The sequence below is a fragment of the Caulobacter segnis genome (assembly GCF_029543125.1).
GTDB classification, from domain to species: Bacteria; Pseudomonadota; Alphaproteobacteria; order Caulobacterales; family Caulobacteraceae; genus Caulobacter; species Caulobacter segnis_D.
The window spans coordinates 153560-171589 of record NZ_JARQWW010000002.1; the positions used below are offsets into that span (position 1 = coordinate 153560).

Here is an 18030-nt window from a genome sequence, read left to right on the forward strand (position 1 = left end):
GGCTCATGGCTGAAGGCGACGCTCCCACCCGCAAGGCTCCCGCGCAGAAGTTCGGGCAGGGCTTCCTGCTCGACAGCTGGTATTTCGCCGCCCTTTCCAGCGAGCTGAAGCGCGGCAAGCTGCAACGCTACGAGTTGCTGGGGGAGCCGGTGCTGCTGGGCCGGCAGCGGGACGGCGGCGTCTATGCCCTGAAGGACATCTGCCCGCACCGGGCCGCGCCGCTATCAGCCGGCAAGCTGAAGCGCGAGTGCGACGGGCGCGAGAGTGTCGAATGCCCCTATCACGGCTGGCGCTTCTCCACCGACGAGGGGGTCTGCACCACCGTTCCGTCGCTGGTCGACAACCAGGCCATGGAGGTGGAGCGCATCCGCGTCCGCCGTTACCCTGTGGCCGAGAGCCAGGGCATGGTGTTCGTCTGGATCTCGTCCGACCCGCGCTTCGCCGGTGAGCCGCCCGAGGCGCCGCCGGTGTTCCCCGGCGTGGTGGGCGGAGCGCCCAAGCTGGTGGACCGCATGGTGTTCGACAGCCATATCGACCACGCGGTGGTCGGGCTGATGGACCCCGCCCATGGCCCGTATGTGCATCAGCAGTGGTGGTGGCGCTCGGCCAAGAGCCAGCACGAGAAGGCCAAGAAGTTCGAGCCCCGCGAAGCCGGCTTCGCCATGGTCCGGCACGAGCCGTCCAAGAACAGCCGCGCCTACGCGGTGCTGGGCGGGGAGCCGCTGACGGAGATCACCTTCCGCCTGCCCGGCTTGCGCTGGGAGCATGTGACGGTGGGCAAGCGGCAGGTCCTGTCCCTGACCTGCCTGACGCCGATGGACGAGAACCGCACCCGGATCACCCAGATCATGTGGTCGGATCACCCGGCTTTCGTCCTGCTGCGCCCCTTGATCCGCAAGGCCGCGCGCATCTTCCTGCGGCAAGACGCCGCAATGGTGAACCTTCAGAACGAGGGGCTGCGCTACGATCCGGCTCTGCTTTGGGTCGACGACGCCGACCGCCAAGCCAAGTGGTACCAACAGCTTAAGCGTGAATGGGCCGCCAGCCGGGCCGAAGGCCGGGCTTTCCGCAATCCGGTGGAGCCCGCGGTCCTGAAATGGAGAAGCTGAAGGGCTTGCGGCAAAAGCGTTTCTTGTTCGTATTGCTTTAAGACGCTTGCGTCACTTTGACTGGATTAGTTGGGGAAGCGGCGGGAACCGCATGCAGCCGGAAATCCAGGCGTTCGTAAATCCGGACAGCCTCGCCGTCATTTATCTGATCGTCGATCCGTCCACCGGGCTGTGCGCGTTCGTGGACCCGATCCTGGACATCGACCCCGTCGCGAAGAAGCTTTCCAGCACCTTCGTGGAAGGCATCGTGGCCAAGATCCGCGAAAAGGACATGGGCCCGACCTGGGTCCTGCAGACCGGCATCGAAGGTGACCGCATCACCGCCGCCGGGCGCATCAAGTACCTGACCGGCGGCTCCACCTGCATCGGCGCGGAGGTTCCCAAGACCATCGCCGCCCTCTGCCCCCTGGCGGGCATCGAGGTCAGCGTCGCGGGCGTGGACTCCATGGGCTACGATTTCGACAAGCTGGCGCGCGGCGGCGATCCCATGCCCATGGGCTCGCTGAAACTGTACGCCCTGCCGATCCCGGGCCGCACGCCCGAGGCCGTGGCCTATCGGGTCGGCAACGCGGTGTTCGTGGGCACGGCCCTGAACATGCCGTCGGAAGGCGCGGGGCCCACCGACCTGCCCACAGCCAATCCGGTGCAATTCCACCAGTCCCTGCGCCGTCTGCTGACCAAGCTGCCGGAAGGCACCAAACTCTATCACAGCCGCGCCACGCGCCTGCCCGACGGAACGCTCGTCCACGAAAGCACCATCGGCGACCATCGGCGGTCCAATCCGCATGTGGGCGATGACGTCAGCGAAACGGCCTTCGCCGCCATGCGGGGCCTCGCGCCCGTGGCCCTGACGCCGACCCAGAAGGTCGCGCTGAAGATCAATCTCAGCGCCGGCCGCCTCGCACCGAAATAATTTCACGCACGAAACGCCTTGCCTGCCGCAAGGTCGCCCGCCTAGCTTCTTCGCGTACGAAGGAGTTTTCATGAGCGAGCATGATCCGGACTTCGCGCCGGTCGACGCACTGGTGCGCGGCGCGCTTCAGGCCCAGGGCCTGTTTCGCCACATGGGCGCCGAGGTGTTGGCCCTGAGCCGGGGCGAGGCCGTCGTGGCTCTGCCCTATCGGGACGAGGTGGCGCAGCACAACGGCTTCTTCCACGGGGGCGCGGTGGGCTTCCTGGTGGATGTGGCCTGCGCCGCGGCGGCGGGATCATCCCTGCGCGAGCCTGGCAGCACGGTGCTGACCGCCGAGTACAAGCTCAACATCGTCGCCCCCGCCCGGCGCGGCCGGTTGGTGTGCCGGGCGACGGTGGTCAAGCCGGGGCGCTCGCTGGCGCCGGTGGAGGCCAAGGTCTATGCCGTGGAGGACGGCGGAACGGAGAAGCTGGTGGCCGTGGGCCTCGCCACACTGGCCGTCGTGACCGCCGAACGCGTCGCCGCCTGAGGATCAAGAGCATGTCCGAGAACGACTTTTCACAGCAGCTGACCCAAGCCCAGGCCGGCTCCCTGCCCGACCTGCTGGGCCTTCAGTGGCTGGACGCCCAGCGCGGCTATGTGAAGGGCCGCTTCGAGGTGAAGCAGCATCACATGGCGCCCAACGGCTTCCTGCACGCCGCCAGCGTCATCGCTCTGGCGGACAGCGCCTGCGGCTATGGCTGCGTGGTGTCGCTGCCGGAAGGGGCGACCAGTTTCACCACCATCGAGCTGAAATCCAACTTCCTGGGCACCGCCCGGGACGGCGCGGTGGCGGTGGAGGCCAAGCTCGCCCATGGGGGCCGGATGACCCAGGTGTGGGACGCCGTTGTGACACACGAGGAGACGGGCAAGACCATCGCCCTGTTCCGCTGCACGCAGATGGTTCTGCACCCGAAAAACTAGGTTCAAAAAAGTCCTGTAAGACGGGCTTGCGAAAGCGGGACCTCGCCGCTAGGTTCCGCGCCTCGATCACGGGGGCCCTTAAAGGGGCTCCACACCCGGCTTAGGAGAGGTGGCAGAGTGGTCGAATGCACCGCACTCGAAATGCGGCATACCTGCAAGGGTATCGTGGGTTCGAATCCCACCCTCTCCGCCATTCTTTCCTGATAAGCTGAACCAAGCGCCGCAAGGCTGTGCGGTCGTGCGCCTGCGACGCAGAATCGCGGCCTCGGGTCTGGCGTCGCGGCGATTGAGCGTGTTTAGAAGACACGCACAAAGCGCAGCTTCCTTGGGGGAGGAAAAGGTTTGCGGGCTGATATGGAGCTTTCGGGCCGCCGGCGTCTGACACAGCCGGAACTCGACATGATCCTGACCGCCCACGAACGGCTCGTGGGACGCCAGCCCGGCGGCCGGCGCGCGATCCTGCGCTTCACCCATCTCAGCGGCCTCGACCTTTCCCGGCGCGACCTGTCCGGCGTGGACCTGTCGGCCTCGGTGCTGGAAGGCTGCAAGCTTCAAGGCTCCAAACTCGACGGGGCGAACCTGTTCGGCTGCGACCTGCGGCGCGCGGACATGCGCGGCGCCAGCCTGGTGGACGCGGACATGCGGGGCGTGGTCCTGCGCGGCGCGACGCTCAGCTCCGTGAACCTGACCCGGGCGGATCTGCGCCCAGCGGTGGTCACCGCCCCCGGCGCCAGCCGCAACCGCGCCGGCGAGGACCAGCTAAAGCCCGCCGACGCTGACGAGGCCGATTTCGGCGGCGCGGTCCTGAACGACGCGCAGTTCTCGGACGTCTCGGCGATCTCGGCCGACTTCACCGACGCGGCGTTGCGCGGCGTGACCCTGCAGGGCGCGACCCTGCGCGGAGCCAAGTTCACCGGGGCGATCCTGGTCAACGCCGACTTCACCAACGCCGACCTGGACCGAGCCGACTTCGACGGCGCGGTGCTGATGAACGTCACCCTGACCGGGGCCAAGACCGTGGCCACCAAGATGGGCGGCTGCCTGACCGATCCGACCCGCGAAACCATCGAGCGTTCCCGCGCGATCCAGGCCGCCCTGGTGGAGCACGACCGCTGGTGCCGGACCGACGGACGCGAAGGCACGCCCGCCATCATCGACGGCGAGGATCTGCGCCCCCTGGCCGACGCCCTGACCGGCCTGAAGCTGACCGCCATCTCCGCGCGCCGCGCCTGCCTGGTGGGGCTGAAGCTGGCGGGCGCGGAGCTTCAAGGCGCCAAGCTGGACGGCGCCGATCTGCGCGCGGCGGACCTGAGCGGCGCCGACCTGCGCGGCGTGCGCCTGCGCGGGGCGAACCTGAGCAAGGCCGTGCTGAGGGACGCCAAGCTGGGGCCGTTGAAGCTGCGTGACCGCGACGCGCCCGCCGACCTGACCGAGACCCGCGCCCGTTATGTGAACGCGTTGGGCGCGGACTTCACGGCGGCGATCCTGGATGACGCGGACCTTCGCGGCGCCGACTTCACCGGCGCGGCCACGGACGGCGCCAGCCTGCAGAACGTGGTGGTGAACCAGGTGATCTGGGGGACGTCCCCCAAGGCCGCCCAGGCCTGAGCCCCCGCCTGCGCGCCGGCGGAATCCCAAACGCCGCTTGATTTCGCCGCCAGGAATTCTACTTGGCGTGGAAGGTCTTTGGACGTTTACTCATACGGGCATGAACGAGCCGGAAGCGGAACTGCAAGGTATGGAACGACTGACGCCGCGCGAGCGCGAGTGCCTTCAGTTGGCCGCGCAGTACATGAACTCCAAGGAGATCGGTCGGCAGCTGGGCATCAGCGCCAAGACCGTCGACACTCACGTGGAGAAGGCCTGCAAGCGCCTGGGCGCAAGCAGCCGCCGCGACGCCGTGCGCATGCTCGCCTTCACCGGATCCGACGTCGCCGAGGGCCTTCCCGGGGGTGGGGAAAATCCCCCATGGGATTCGGCCCGACTGTCGCCGGCCCCGAACGTCGCGCCTTCTCGTGACCATGGAGGCGACATTCATGGACGACGGTTCGATCAACACCCAGAGCACGGCTTCAGCGGAAGTCATCATGGACGCGCTTTGGCTGAGGAACGAGGTCCGCTCGTTCGAAAACAGGTGGGTGGATCAGCCCACGATGCAGACCGCGCTTCCGGGTTTCACCTGGGAGCAACTCGAGCGCCAGCTGAACGATCTGGCTGGCGGGGAGAAGGCGGACTTCATCGCGGGCATGGTTTCGGCCACTCGCAAACTAGCCCGCTGGAAGCCTCCGGAAATGGTCCTGCGGGAGATTTTGTGCCTCGCCTCGACGGTGCTGGACGATGGGTTCCAGCCCCGGCTTGGGGAGAGCGGAACGACCTAGGTCTTTTCGCGAGACTGGGCTGGATCGCGGCGATCGCCATCGGTGCGGCCGTGGGCTTCGGAGGCATTCTTGCCGGCCTCCACGCCCTGAAGGAACTCATGTAACTGCTGCGGCGCCGCGAGGTCCCGCGGCGCCTATCGGAAGCAGCATTCAACAGCTCGCCGGGGGATGTCCGGCGCGGAGGACCACTCATGCTCAAGCAACGCCGCATGGTCGCCGAGAAGGTGGCCGAAAGCCTCTACGAATCCGAAGCCGCCATCGACGCCGCCCTGGCCGCGACCGCCAAGCTGGCCGGCCTGATGCCCGCCATCCGCAGCGACGCCAACCTGTCGGCCCTGATCGGTCAGAGCGCCATCGAGAAGGCGATCGAGACCGTGAGCGCCCTGGGCATGGCCCGCCGCTCCATCGTCGAGACACACAAGGAGCTGACCGTCGCCCAGCACGACATCGGCCTGGGCGCCGTGATGGTGGGCACCGGCCCTGAAAAGCCGCTGAGCGCCCGTCTCGCCCGCCGCGATCTGCGCGCCGTGGAGCCGCACGCCGCCTGAAGAATTGCCGCCGATCCATGGCGCAGTTTATATGGGGTCTCCGGAAGGAGGCCCCATTTTGCTTTCGGATGTCCTGACCCAACTGCACCTGCATACGCCGACGCAGCAGATCGGGATGGCGGCTGTCGTCGCGACCACGGTGCTGGCTTTCTGGCGCGGCGGACGGACGGAGGCGGCGGGCGCCGCCGTGGTGCTGATCTGCTGGATCATCACCCCCTTCACGCAGAACCTGGACGTCCACCTGGGGCCGCAGCTCGGCATCCTGGCGATCGATGCGGGGCTGCTGGCTTTCCTGATCGCTCTGGCGCTGCGTTCGGCGCGCTTCTGGCCCTTGTGGGCGGCGGGATTCCACGCTCTCGGGACCATCATGCACATCGGGGCTATGGTCGATCCCGAGATCGTCACCTGGGCCTATCTGACCGGCCTCTTCATCTCCAGCTACTTGTTGTTGCTAGCCATTGTTATTGGAACACTTCTTGAGGCGAATCGTCGCCCCTCGTTGCGCGGTACAGCTTGAGGGTGTAGCGGGAGGACATGAACGCTCAAGATAAGCTCGAATCCGCTCCGAACCCCACCGACATCCACGTCGGCGCCCGCATTCGACTCCGCCGCAAGCATCTGGGCATCAGCCAGACGCAACTGGCTGAAGGACTGGGCCTGACCTTCCAGCAGGTTCAGAAGTACGAGCGGGGCGTGAACCGCGTCTCGGCCTCCAAGCTCTACGACATGGCCCGCACCATGGGCGTGCCGATCAGCTATTTCTTCGACGGCCTGCCGGACCCGACCGCCGCGACCCCGGCGGACGTGACGGCCCTGGACGACCAACAGGCGGTGCAGGAATTCCTGCTGACCCCGGAAGGTCTCGAGATCGCCCGCGCCTTCCCGAAGATCACCAGCAACGCGGTGCGTCGCCGGGTCGTCCAGCTGGTCACCTCGATGACCGACGACGAGCGCGAGGAAAGCGCCGCCTAAGAGCGGTCTTTGAGCAAGATTGAGCCGGCGGCCATTGCGGCCGTCGCCGCTCGTGTGGCTAATGGCGGCATGAGTTCGCCGCGCGACATCTTCGCCATCTTCCAGTTCGGCCAGACCACCGCGGCCCTGCCGCGCGAGGCGGTCGTGGAATTCCTCCCCCTGCCTGACCTGACCCGACCGCCGGCTGCGCCCCGCGCCCTGGCCGGCGTATTCAACCTGGGCGGCGAGGCGGTGCCGGTCGTCTCGATGGCCGCCCTGTTCGGCGGTGCGGACGAGCCGGGTCTCTACAGTCATATGCTGGTGGTACGCTCCGGCGACCGCCGCACCGCCCTGCTGGTGGACCGGGTTCTGGACGTGGCCGAGACCGCGCCCGACGCCCTGCGCCCCGCCGACGAGGGCGACAGCCTGAACGGCTGCGTCAGCGCCCAACTGGCCCACGACGGCGCTCTGATCCCGGTGTTGTCGCTAGAGCGCCTGCTGCTGGCGGAGGAGAAGGCCCGACTGGCCGACATCGCCGAGGCCGCCCAGGCGCGGATCGACGAGTGGAGCCCGTCGGCGGCTTGATCCCTCGGCGGGCCAACGACGCCGCCATTCTCGACCCGTCGCATCCCTTCCGGGAGCTGAAGCGGCGGATCATCGAACGCACCGGCCACTTCTACTACGACGACAAGGACGACCTGCTTTGGGAGCGGGTCCAGCGCCGCATGGCGGCGGTGCGCGCGGCCGATGCGGCGGCCTATCGCGAGCGGCTGGACGGAATCGACAGCGAGCGCGAATGGGCGGCCCTGGAAGCCGAGATCACGGTCGGCGAAACCTTCTTCTTCCGCTACGCCGAGCAGTTCGCGGCCTTGCGCGAAACCATCCTGCCGGAGCTTCTGAAGCGGCGCGCGCAGAGCAAGCGGCTGCGCATCTGGAGCGCCGGCTGCGCCAACGGATCGGAGCCCTATTCCGTCGCCATCCTGCTGTCGCAGATGCTGGGCGAGCGCCTGCCTGATTGGCGGATCTCCATTCTGGGCACGGACATAAACCAGCCTTCCCTGGACACAGCCAAGGCCGGCGTCTTTGGGAAATGGGCCCTGCGGGCCCTGAAGCCGGAAGACCAGCACCGCTGGTTTGACGCCGAGGACAAGGGCCGCTGGCGGCTGAAGGGCGCCTATCGGTCGCTGGTGCGGTTCGAGCGGGCCAATCTGCTGACCCTGCTGACCGGCGACGCGCCGCTGGAGTGGTCGGAGTTCGACCTGATCCTGTGCCGCAACGTGCTCATCTACTTCCACCCCACCACGGTGGACGCCCTTGTGGAGGCCATGGGCGAGCGCATGGCCGGCGGCGGCTGGCTGCTGGTGGGTCACGCCGAACCCAGCCCGAACTTCGCCCGCTCCCTGGAGCCGGTCTCGCTGCCTGGTACGGCGGCCTATCGCAGACCGGCCGAGGGGGAGACCTATGAGCCGCCGGCGACGCCGACGCCCTTCGTGTTCGAGCCGCCGGCCCCTTTGATCGACCCGCCTGCGCCGCCGGCGCCATCCGCGCCGGCGAAGGTCGTTCAGCCCGCCGCGCCGCCGCCCTCGCCCGCCACGACCTCCGCCGCGCCGTTGGAACAGACCTTCGCTGCGATCCAGACGGCGGCCGACGCCGGCCGCTATGACGCGGCGCTCGCGCTGAGCCGCGAAGCGATCAGCGAGCGTCCCGAGGCGGCGGAGCTGCACTTCATCGAGGGCGTGGTTCTCTACGCCGTCGACCGTATGGAAGAGGCGGAGAAGGCGCTGCGCCGCGCGCTCTACCTCAATCGCGAGTTCGCCCTGGCGCACTATCACCTTGGGCTGCTTCTAGCGGCGACCGGGCGCAAGCCGAGCGGGCGGCGGTCATTGGCCACGGCGGCGAAAATCGCGGGAACCTTGTCGTCGGACGCGCGTTTGACGGCCGGGTCGGGGCTCACGGCGGGCGCGTTGCGAACAGCGGCGCGCGCACAGCTTGAGTCTGTTACGGGGGGGTGATGGCCACAGGTCGCACCAGGAAGGTCAAGCTTTCGACCGGCGAGATGTCGCCAGGTCGGGCGCGCCGCATCACCGCGGCGCGGGCCGAACGGCTGGCCGTTCGCGGGGTCGAGGCCGCCATCGCCGCCACCCGATCCGTCCTGCTGTGCGAAACCGCCGGCGGACTGGTCGGCCTGTCCCTCAACCTGGTTTCGCAGGTGGCGCCCGTCGCCCGCATCGCCGCCGCGCCGCGCAGCCATCCGGCCGTCATCGGCGTCCTGTCCCACGCCGGCAAGCTGCACGCGGTGCTGGACCTGGCGGTCCTGCTGGGCGCGGCGGCGACGCCAGCGACCACCGGCCAGATCCTGATCATCGCCAGCGCCCCCAACCCCACCGCCCTGCGCGTCGACGCCGTGCTTGGCGTGGCGGAGGTCGAGCCCCTGGCCGACCAGGGCGAGGGCGCGCATCCGCTGGCCGCCATTCGCGCCGGCATCGGCGATCATCTTGGCCGCACCACGGCCCTTCTCAATGCAGACGCGCTGTTCCGCGCGCTGCAGACAAGCCCATCCCGGAGCCTGACCTCGTGACGATCGCCAACAGAATCCTTCTCGGCTTCGCCTTCGTGACCGTGCTGATGCTCGGCATCGGCGTGTTCGGCCTGAACCAGGTGGGGGTGGTGAAGGACACCACCGAGACCGTGGTCACCCGCGACATGGCGATGATGCGCGAAATCGCCGGCGTCCGGAACATCGCCAACGAGATGCGCGCCGCCAGCGACGCGGTCATCACCAGCTACCTGTCGCGTTCGGCCGGCGGCCTGGGCGGCAACGATTCCGACCCCATCGCCAACTGGCGCCAGAAGGGCCTGGACATGGACGCCACCCTGGCGGCCGCGGTCGCCAAGGCGCGTGAATTCCGAGCCACGGCCCAATCTGCGGAGCGTGAGCAGGCGTGGGGCGAGATCGAACGCCACCTGACCCAAACCGCCGCCTCGTCCCGTCAGGGTCGCGCCGACACCGAGGCGCTGTTCACCGCCGTCCGCACCGGCGACGCCACCGGCGTGGCCGCCGCCCAGACCGCTCTGGTCCAGCGCCGCGCCGAGTTCGGCCGCGGCATCCAGGGGGCCGAGACCGTGCTGGATGACGCCATCATCTCCGGCCAGCGCCGGGTGAACGACACCTACAACGCCAGCCGCCTGTGGCTGTTCGCCTTCATGTTGGCGGCGGTGACCGTCGCGGTGGTGATCACCTATTTGATCCGCAGCTCCATCGTCGGACCGCTGGGCGCGTTCATGACCTTCGTGGGCAAGGTCGGCCAGGGCGACCTGACCGGCAAGGCGGCCGTCGGGGCGGACGAGATCGGCAAGCTGGGCGGCAACCTCAATGAGATGGTCGAAGGCCTGAGCAATCTGGCCAAGCAGAGCCGCGAGGCCACCGAGAATCTGAACGCCGCCACCGCCGAAATCCGCGCCTCCACCCAGGAGCAGGCCGCCAGTGTCGAGGAGCAGCTCGCCGCCGTGCAGGAAACCGCCGCCACGGTGGACGAGATCACCCACTCCGGCGCCCAGATCGGCCGCCGCGCTCAGGAAGTGATCGCCACCGCCCAGGCCACAGCCCAGACCAGCAACGATGGCCTGCGCGCCGTCGACGAAACCGCCAAGGCCATGGACGCCATCCGTGAGCAGGCCGAGGCCGTGGCGGAAAACATCGTCGCCCTGAGCGAGAAGACCCAGGCCGTCGGCGACATCATCGCCACGGTCAACGACATCTCCGAGCGCACCCACCTGCTGGCCCTCAACGCGGCGCTGGAAGCCGCCTCGGCCGGCGAGAACGGCCGCGCCTTCGCGGTTGTGGCGTCGGAGATGAAGCTGCTGGCCGACCAGGCGAAGGACGCCACGGTGCAGGTCCGCTCGATCCTCGGCGACATCCAGCGTGGCATCAATTCGTCGGTCATGCTGACCGAGGAGGCGGTGAAGCGCGTGGCCGCCGGCAAGGAGCGCACCGACACCACCCAGCGCACGATCACCGAGATCACCGGTCGGGTGCAGGAAAGCGTCCAGACCTTCCAGCAGATCGTCGCATCGACCAATCAGCAGCAACTGGGCATCGAGCAGGTGATGGGCGCGCTGCAGAACATCCGTCAGGCCAGCCAGCAGACCGCCGCGGGCACCCGCCAGCTGGACGAGGCCGCGGCCAATCTGTCGAACCTGTCGCGCCAGCTGCTCGGGCTGGTGGAACGCTACCGCGTCTAGCGTCGAGTTCCGCGTGTCCGACATCCGCCAGCAACTGCTCGCCGCCTTCGAGGTCGAGCACCGTGAGCACATCGAGGCGATCCGTCGCCTGCTGGCGGCTGGCGGCGACCTGAAGGAGGCCTTCCGCCGGGTCCATAGCCTGAAGGGCGCCGCCCGGGCCGTGGACATGCCGGTGATCGAGGAGTTGTCCCACCGACTGGAGGCGATTTTCCAGCGGGCCATGGACGGCGACGGCCAGTTCGACCGCGACACCCTGAAGGCCATCGAATTCGGCCTCGACGCGGTGGAGGGCCAGGCCGCCGCCCTGAAGCTGGGCCGCAAGGCGCCATCGGCCGACGCCGCCCTGAACAGCCTGGCGCGGAATCTGGGCCTGGCTGAAACGGCGGCTCCGGCTCAGGCGCCCGCGGAGCCCGCCGATGTGCAGGCGGAGGACGGCGAAGCCCTCACCTATCTGCGGATCGACGCCAGCGAGGTGGAGGCCCTGTCGGCCGCCGCCCTGGCCTTGTCGGCGGAGCTGCAAAGCCACGCGACACTGCGGGCGACCCTGCGCCAGATCCATGGCGACGCGCGCGACCTCGGCCGTCTGTGGGAGCGCGCGCGCGGCGGCGGGGCGGCCCCGGCACTTGAGTTCGATGTCGCCCTGCGTCGTCTGCTGCGCGACCTCGGCGGGTTCACCCAGCGCAAGGCCCGCGCGGACTGGGCGCTGGACCAGCAGGCGCGCGAGGTCCGCGACCATGCCGAACGCCTGGTTCTGACTCCGGCCGAAGAAGTGTTCGGCGGCATCGCCGCCATGACCCGCGACCTGGCGCGTGAAGACGGGCTGGACGTCGAGGTGGTGGTCGAGGGGCTGGATGTCCGCGCCGACCGCGCTCTGCTGCAAGCCCTGAAGGATCCCGCCCTGCACCTGCTGCGCAACGCGGTCAGCCACGGGGTCGAGCCGGCCAAGGCCCGGAAGGCCAAGGGCAAGCCGCCGGTGACCACCATCACCCTGACCGTCGCGGCGCGTGGTGATCGGCTGGAGCTGTCGGTGCGTGATGACGGCCCCGGCCCCGACCTGGAAAGGATCGCCGTCGCCGCCGTTGAGCGCGGCCTTATCGGCCCTGGCCCGCATACCCCGGAACAGCTCTTGGCCCTGGTTTTCGAGCAGGGCTTCACCACCGCCGAGACGGTGGACCGTCTTTCGGGGCGCGGCGCCGGCCTGTCGGTGGTCGCCGACGCCGCCCGCCGCCTGCACGGCTCGGTCCATATGCAGGCCGGCGAGCCGTGGGGGGCGCTGGTCACCCTGTCCCTGCCCTTCTCCGCTTCGCGTCAGACCGTGGCCTTGGCCGACAGCGGCGACGCCGTCTACGCGGTGCCGGCCAGCGGGGTGGAGCGCCTGCTGCGGCTGAATCGTCGCGACATTGAAATGCTGGACGGACGTGCTTCTGTACGGATCGCAATCGCGGGTGAGGACGTTGTGGTCCCGCTCGTTCCGCTCTCGTCCCTGATCTACTTGACCACTGCTCCTCTTCCCGTTGAAGCCGACGCCGTGAAGGCCCTGCTGATCCAGAGCGGCGGCCGCCGTCTGGCCGTGGCTGTCGACAGCCTTCGCGATGTCCGCTCCATGCTGGTGAGCGAGACGCCCGGCTCCCTGCTGGACCCCACGCTCGTCACTGGCGGCGTTCTGCTGGAGGATGAGACACCCGCCCTGGTGCTGGACCCAGAAGCCTTGATCCGCCGCTGGACCGAGGGCGGCCGCCCGATGGCCGCCGCCGAAGCGGAAGGCGAAGCCGCCGCGGTCCGCACCATCCTGGTGGTGGACGATTCCATCACCACCCGCACGCTCGAGAAGAGCATCCTGGAAGCCCAGGGCTATCGCGTGGTGCTGAGCGTCGATGGTCTGGACGCGCTGGAGAAGCTGCGCTCCGGCGGCGACGTGTTCGACCTGGTGGTGGCCGACGTCGAGATGCCGCGCATGGACGGCTTCTCCCTGCTGCAAGCGATCAAGGCAGACGCGGCCCTGTCGGTGCTACCGGTGATCCTGATGACCTCGCGTCAGGACCCCGAGGATGTGCGTCGCGGCCTGACCCTGGGCGCCGGCGCCTACATCACCAAGCAGAAGTTCGATCAACGCGAACTCTTGGCGACCATCGGCCAACTGCTGTGACGGCCCGACCGAAAAAGCCCGTCCGGGTGATGATCGTTGAGGATTCCGCCGTGGTGCGGACCTTGCTGACTCACATCATCGACGCCGATCCGCGCCTGACCGTGGCTCTGGCCGTGGCCTCGGCCGAGGAGGCGCTGGAGGTGCTGGAGGAGGTGAAGCCCGACGTCATCTCCATGGACATCCGCCTGCCCGGCATCGACGGGCTGGAGGCCACCCGCCGGATCATGGCGGAGCATCCGACACCCATCGTAGTGATCGCGGATTCGGTCGAGGACTCGCTGAAGATCTCGCTGAACGCCCTGCGCGCCGGGGCGCTGACGGTGGTGGAGAAGCCCGCGGGCCTGGCCAGCCAGGCCTATGACGCCCTGGCCGACGACATCCGCACCCAGTTGTTCATCATGAGCAGCGTGCCGGTTATCCGCCGGCGCGCGATCGGCGCCTCGCTGGCGGCGGTTCGTCCTGCCCCGCCGCAACTGGACACGCCGCCGTTCCAGAAGATGAGCGTGCTGGGCATCGCCGCCTCCACCGGCGGACCGCCTGCCCTGGCCAAGGTGATCGGCGCCCTGCCCGCCGATTTTCCCGCGCCGATCCTGCTGGTGCAGCACATGGGCGCGCCGTTCATGGAGGGCTTCGCGTCCTGGCTGGGCGGCCTGTCACCCCTGCCGGTGTCCATCGCCCAGGCCGGCGAAGTCGCTCAGCCGGGGCGCGTCTATGTGGCGCCGGGCGATCGCCATCTGGCGCTGCGGGCTGGCGGCACGCTCATGGTCAGCGAGACCGCGCCGGTCGGCGGGCAACGCCCTTCGGCCAATGTTCTGTTCCAGTCCATGGCCAAGACCATCGGCGCCCGGGGCGTGGGCGTGCTGCTGACGGGCATGGGCGAGGACGGAGCCCGGGGACTGCTGGAGCTGCGCAACGCCGGCGGCTGCACCATCACCGAGCATGAGAGCAGCACCGTTGTCTACGGCATGCCGGGCGCGGCGGTGCGCATGGGCGCCTCCCGCGCCAGCCTTCCCCTCGACATGATCGGGCCACGGCTGGTCCAGATGGCGGAGGAGAAGGCGTGACCGGCGTCGAGATCCTTCTGGTCGAGGATTCCGAGACCCAAGCCGTTCAATTGCGCGCACTGCTGGAGGCCGAAGGCTACAGCGTCGAGCGCGCGGCAAGCGCCGAAGCCGCGCTGGAAAGCCTGAACGCCCGCATCCCCGACCTGGTGATCGCCGACGTCCACCTGCCCGGCATGGACGGCCGCGAGCTGTCGCGCCAGATCCGACTGAACGGGCGCACGCGCGCCATTCCGGTGCTGATGCTGACCGGCGCGCGGGACGAAGACCTGGAGCGCCAGGGGCTGGAAAGCGGCGCCGACGCCTATCTGTCCAAGTCGTCCGATCCCGACCTGATCCGCCTGCGCCTGAAGGCCCTGCTGCGGCGAACGGTGGACACCGCCGCCGATGCGCCCAAGGCGGCGGCGTTCTCGCCGTTCCGGCGCGGCCGTGTGGTGATCCTGCACGACAGCGCCACGGCCCGCCTGCACCTGAAGGATGTCCTGACCCAGGAAGGCTACGCCGTGGAGGCAGTGGCCGACGAGGCTGCGCTGGACGCGGTGCTGTGGGAACCCGCCGACTGCGTGCTGATCAACCTGGCGGCCCACGCCTTCGACGGGCTGGAAGTGTGCCGGCGCTTGTCCGAGCACATGCGGGACGAAGGCGACGATCCGCCCCGCATCATCGGCCTGGGCGGACGCGGCCTCCTGGACGCCGCCTTCCTGGCGGGGGCCGACGACGTGGCGCCCGCTGACGCCAGCGATGACGTGATGGCGGTGCGCGTCCGCGCCCTGATCCGCCGCAAGCAGCTTGCGGAGGAGACCCGCCGTCAGGACACCGAGCAGCGCGACCGCGCCCTTGCCCTGGCCGCCTCCGACGCCCGCGCCGCCATGGTCGAGGCGCTGGAAAGCGCCAACGCCGAACTGGCCGGCGCCAACTCGCAGCTCAAGGAAGCCCAGGCCAAGCTGGTCCAGGCGGCCAAGATGGCGTCCCTGGGCGAGCTGGTTGCGGGCATCGCCCACGAGATCAACAACCCCCTCGCCTTCATCCTGGGCCACCACGCCACGGTGGAGCGGCTGGTTGGACAGATCGGCGGCGACAACCCCGCCGTGGGCAAGGCCAAGGACCGGCTTACGGCCATGCACCTGGGCCTGAAGCGTATTCAGGACCTGGTGCTGAACCTGCGCCGCTTCTCGCGCATGGACGAAAGCGCCGTGCAGACCCTGGACGTGCCCGAGTCCATCGAAACCGTCCTGGCCCTGCTGGCCCACAAGCTGGGGCCGGGCATCGAGGTGCGCCGCAGCTTCGAGGCCGGGCGGGCGCTGGAAGGCTCCCCCGCCCTGCTGAACCAGGTGGTCATGAACATGGTCAGCAACGCCGCCGACGCGGTGGAGGGCCAGGGGATCATCGAAATCACCACCAGCCAGACCGACGGCCTCTACCGCATCAGCGTCGCCGACTCCGGCCCCGGCGTGCCGGCCGATCTGCGCGACCGCATCTTCGAGCCGTTCTTCACCACCAAGCCGGTGGGTTCAGGCACCGGCCTGGGCCTGGCCATCGCCTATTCGGTCGTGGAGGCGCATAAGGGGTCGATCTTCGTCGAGGACAGCCCGCACGGCGGCGCCGCCTTCGTCATCACCATTCCGATCAGCCCCGTGACCGAGGGAAGCGCGCCATGAGCCACCGCCTGCCCGAACGGCCGCTGATCCTGGCTGTCGACGACGAGCCGGACATCCTGATCGCCCTGCAGGACCTGTTGGAGGACCTGTACGACGTCCGCACCTCCAGTTCGCCGCGCGAGGCGCTGGCGATGCTGGCGCGCGAGCCCGGCTTCGAGGTGATCATCTCCGATCAGCGCATGCCGGGCATGACCGGCGACGCCTTCCTGGCGGCGGCGCGGGAGATCAGCCCGGCGCCCTCGATCCTGCTGACCGGCTACGCCGATCTGTCGGCCGTGGTTTCGGCGATCAACACGGGCGGCATCGGCGGCTACGCCGCCAAGCCGTGGGAGCCGCAAGCCTTGCGCGCCATGGTCGCCAGCGCGGTGGAGCGCAGCCGTCTGGCGCACGAACTGCGAGTCGAGCAGCGATTGCTGCAGGCCCTGATGGACAACCTGCCGGCGGCGGTGACCTTCAAGGATCCGGATGGCCGCATCATCCGGCTGAACGCCCTGAAGGCGCAGATGCTGGGGGTGTCGCGCGACCATGCGCTGGGCAAGATCGAGCGCGAGCTGATCGGCCCCGACGCGGCCGCGGCCATGGCCGCCGTCGAGCGAAAGGTGACCGCCCGCGCGGAGCCCGCCCAGACCCTGGAGGAGCGTCCCGGCGAGGGCGGCGCGCGCTGGATCGAGACCAGCCACATCCCCCTGGTCGGCGACACGGGCGTCGAGCATCTGGTGGAGTTCGACCGAGACGTCACCGACCAGCGCATGGCCGAGGCGCGCCTGCGCCAGGCCGACAAGCTGCAAGCGCTCGGCACCCTGGCCGGCGGCGTGGCGCATGACTTCAACAACCTTCTCACCGCGATCCTGGGCAGCCTGGATCTCGCCGCTCGGCGCCTGCCGGACGATCCGCGCCTGCATCGCTACATCGACAACGCCAGCCTGGCGGCCAAGAAGGGTGCGGCCCTGACCCAACGCCTGCTGGGCTTCAGCCGTCAGCGCGAGCCGCGCTCCGAAAGCGTCGACGTCAATGAACTGCTGAAAGCCATGGGGGACCTGCTGGCGCGCAGCATGGGCGGCGCGGTGCAGATCGACTGGAAGCTGCAGGACGACGTCTGGCCCGCCCATATTGAGCCGGACCAGTTCGAGCTGGCGATCCTGAACCTCTGCGTCAACGCCCGGGACGCCATGGGCGAGACCGGCGTCGTGACCCTGTCCACCCGCAGCGAGACCTTGACCGAGGACGGGACGGACGGTCTGCCCGCCGGCGACTATGTGCGCGTGACCGTCGCCGACACCGGCGCCGGCATTGACCCGGACATCGCCGCGCGCATCTTCGAGCCGTTCTTCACCACCAAGGACGTGGGCAAGGGCACGGGTCTGGGCCTGTCCATGGTCTATGGCTTCGTCCAGCGTTCGCACGGGGCGGTGAACGTGGAGAGCGCGCCGGGCCATGGAACGGCGATCAGCCTGCTGCTGCCCCGCGCCGTGGAGTCCGCGGTCGTCCGCACCGAAAGCGCCGCCCCGCTGGCGCCGCCGCGCCCAGTGGCTCGGGTCCTGGTGATCGACGACGACGCCAGCGTCCGCACGGTGACCAGCGAGTTCGTCCGGCAACTCGGCGATCAGGCGGTTGAGGCGCACGGCGCCGAGGCGGCGGTGGCGATCCTGCAGCAGGACCGCGCCATCGACATCGCCATCGTGGATTTCGCCATGCCGGGCATGACCGGCATGGACTTCGTGGAGGCCGCCCGGCGCATCCGGCCGAACCTGCCGATCATGCTGGTCAGCGGCCATCCGGATCTGCGTGATCCGCCCGCCGACATCGTCGTGCTGAGCAAGCCTTTCGACGTCGCGGCCCTGGCGCAGGGGGTTCACGACGCTTTCGCCGCCGTCCAGGCGCGGGCCACCGCCTAGGGCCTCGCCTATCGCAGTTTCTGCAACCTCAAGTGGGCGCCGACGACTGGCGCTCCGCCGCGAACAGGGCTCTACTCCCGAAAAGGGACAATCCGTCGCAGGTTGGGGCGGCCGTTCCGTTGACGAGTAATGGTTAGTAAAACTCGAACGCCTATAGTTACCGGCC

Annotated in this window: 17 protein-coding genes, 1 tRNA gene and 1 pseudogene; all 19 read left to right on the top strand. The window is 69.0% G+C overall.

Annotated features, from left to right (window positions below):
• The first annotated feature begins 5 nt into the window (after positions 1-5).
• The 19 genes and pseudogenes from P7B02_RS05520 to P7B02_RS05605 all read left to right on the top strand — a co-directional run bounded on the left by P7B02_RS05520 (position 6) and on the right by P7B02_RS05605 (position 17864).
• Complete coding sequence (locus P7B02_RS05520; protein ID WP_277785324.1) at positions 6-1109, top strand: aromatic ring-hydroxylating oxygenase subunit alpha; 1104 nt, start codon at positions 6-8, stop codon at positions 1107-1109.
• A 91-nt stretch (positions 1110-1200) separates the two neighbouring features.
• Positions 1201-2022 (top strand): MBL fold metallo-hydrolase, encoded by an 822-nt coding sequence (locus P7B02_RS05525; RefSeq protein ID WP_277785325.1) that lies wholly within the window; start codon positions 1201-1203, stop codon positions 2020-2022.
• A gap of 70 nt (positions 2023-2092) precedes the next feature.
• Complete coding sequence (locus tag P7B02_RS05530) at positions 2093-2551, top strand: PaaI family thioesterase (RefSeq protein ID WP_277785326.1); 459 nt, start codon at positions 2093-2095, stop codon at positions 2549-2551.
• Positions 2552-2562: 11 nt separating this feature from the next.
• A complete protein-coding gene (locus tag P7B02_RS05535; protein WP_277785327.1) occupies positions 2563-2985 on the top strand; it encodes a PaaI family thioesterase in 423 nt (140 codons plus the stop codon).
• A 103-nt stretch (positions 2986-3088) separates the two neighbouring features.
• Positions 3089-3178: transfer RNA gene (locus P7B02_RS05540), tRNA-Ser, on the top strand.
• 206 nt (positions 3179-3384) lie between these two features.
• Positions 3385-4593: a pentapeptide repeat-containing protein gene (locus tag P7B02_RS05545; protein WP_277785328.1), complete on the top strand. Its 1209-nt coding sequence runs from the start codon at positions 3385-3387 to the stop codon at positions 4591-4593.
• A 130-nt stretch (positions 4594-4723) separates the two neighbouring features.
• Positions 4724-4882 (top strand): annotated as a pseudogene (locus P7B02_RS19680) (helix-turn-helix domain-containing protein); the annotation flags it as partial.
• Positions 4883-5021: 139 nt separating this feature from the next.
• On the top strand, positions 5022-5363 hold the full coding sequence (locus P7B02_RS05550) for a hypothetical protein (RefSeq protein WP_277785329.1): 342 nt from the start codon (positions 5022-5024) through the stop codon (positions 5361-5363).
• A 191-nt stretch (positions 5364-5554) separates the two neighbouring features.
• On the top strand, positions 5555-5911 hold the full coding sequence (locus P7B02_RS05555) for a hypothetical protein (RefSeq protein ID WP_277785330.1): 357 nt from the start codon (positions 5555-5557) through the stop codon (positions 5909-5911).
• Between the two features lie 58 nt (positions 5912-5969).
• Complete coding sequence (locus P7B02_RS05560; protein ID WP_277785331.1) at positions 5970-6428, top strand: hypothetical protein; 459 nt, start codon at positions 5970-5972, stop codon at positions 6426-6428.
• Between the two features lie 17 nt (positions 6429-6445).
• On the top strand, positions 6446-6883 hold the full coding sequence (locus tag P7B02_RS05565; RefSeq protein WP_277785332.1) for a helix-turn-helix domain-containing protein: 438 nt from the start codon (positions 6446-6448) through the stop codon (positions 6881-6883).
• A gap of 9 nt (positions 6884-6892) precedes the next feature.
• Positions 6893-7447, top strand: coding sequence for a chemotaxis protein CheW (locus P7B02_RS05570; protein WP_277785333.1), 555 nt, complete (start codon positions 6893-6895; stop codon positions 7445-7447).
• On the top strand, positions 7444-8874 hold the full coding sequence (locus tag P7B02_RS05575) for a CheR family methyltransferase (protein ID WP_277785334.1): 1431 nt from the start codon (positions 7444-7446) through the stop codon (positions 8872-8874). The genes P7B02_RS05570 and P7B02_RS05575 overlap by 4 nt, the downstream gene beginning before the upstream one ends.
• Positions 8874-9440, top strand: a complete 567-nt coding sequence (locus P7B02_RS05580; RefSeq protein WP_277785335.1) for a chemotaxis protein CheW — start codon at positions 8874-8876, stop codon at positions 9438-9440. Before P7B02_RS05575 ends, P7B02_RS05580 begins: the two co-directional genes overlap by 1 nt.
• A complete protein-coding gene (locus P7B02_RS05585; RefSeq protein ID WP_277785336.1) occupies positions 9437-11104 on the top strand; it encodes a methyl-accepting chemotaxis protein in 1668 nt (555 codons plus the stop codon). Before P7B02_RS05580 ends, P7B02_RS05585 begins: the two co-directional genes overlap by 4 nt.
• Positions 11105-11117: 13 nt before the next feature.
• The gene (locus tag P7B02_RS05590) at positions 11118-13250 is read left to right on the top strand and encodes a hybrid sensor histidine kinase/response regulator (protein WP_277785337.1); all 2133 of its coding nucleotides are present in this window, start codon (positions 11118-11120) and stop codon (positions 13248-13250) included.
• Positions 13247-14314, top strand: coding sequence for a chemotaxis-specific protein-glutamate methyltransferase CheB (gene cheB, locus P7B02_RS05595; protein ID WP_277785338.1), 1068 nt, complete (start codon positions 13247-13249; stop codon positions 14312-14314). The genes P7B02_RS05590 and cheB overlap by 4 nt, the downstream gene beginning before the upstream one ends.
• Entirely contained in the window at positions 14311-15969 is a 1659-nt protein-coding gene (locus P7B02_RS05600; RefSeq protein ID WP_277785339.1) for a response regulator, read from the top strand. The genes cheB and P7B02_RS05600 overlap by 4 nt, the downstream gene beginning before the upstream one ends.
• A complete protein-coding gene (locus tag P7B02_RS05605) occupies positions 15966-17864 on the top strand; it encodes a response regulator (RefSeq protein WP_277785340.1) in 1899 nt (632 codons plus the stop codon). Before P7B02_RS05600 ends, P7B02_RS05605 begins: the two co-directional genes overlap by 4 nt.
• The last annotated feature ends 166 nt before the right edge of the window (positions 17865-18030 follow it).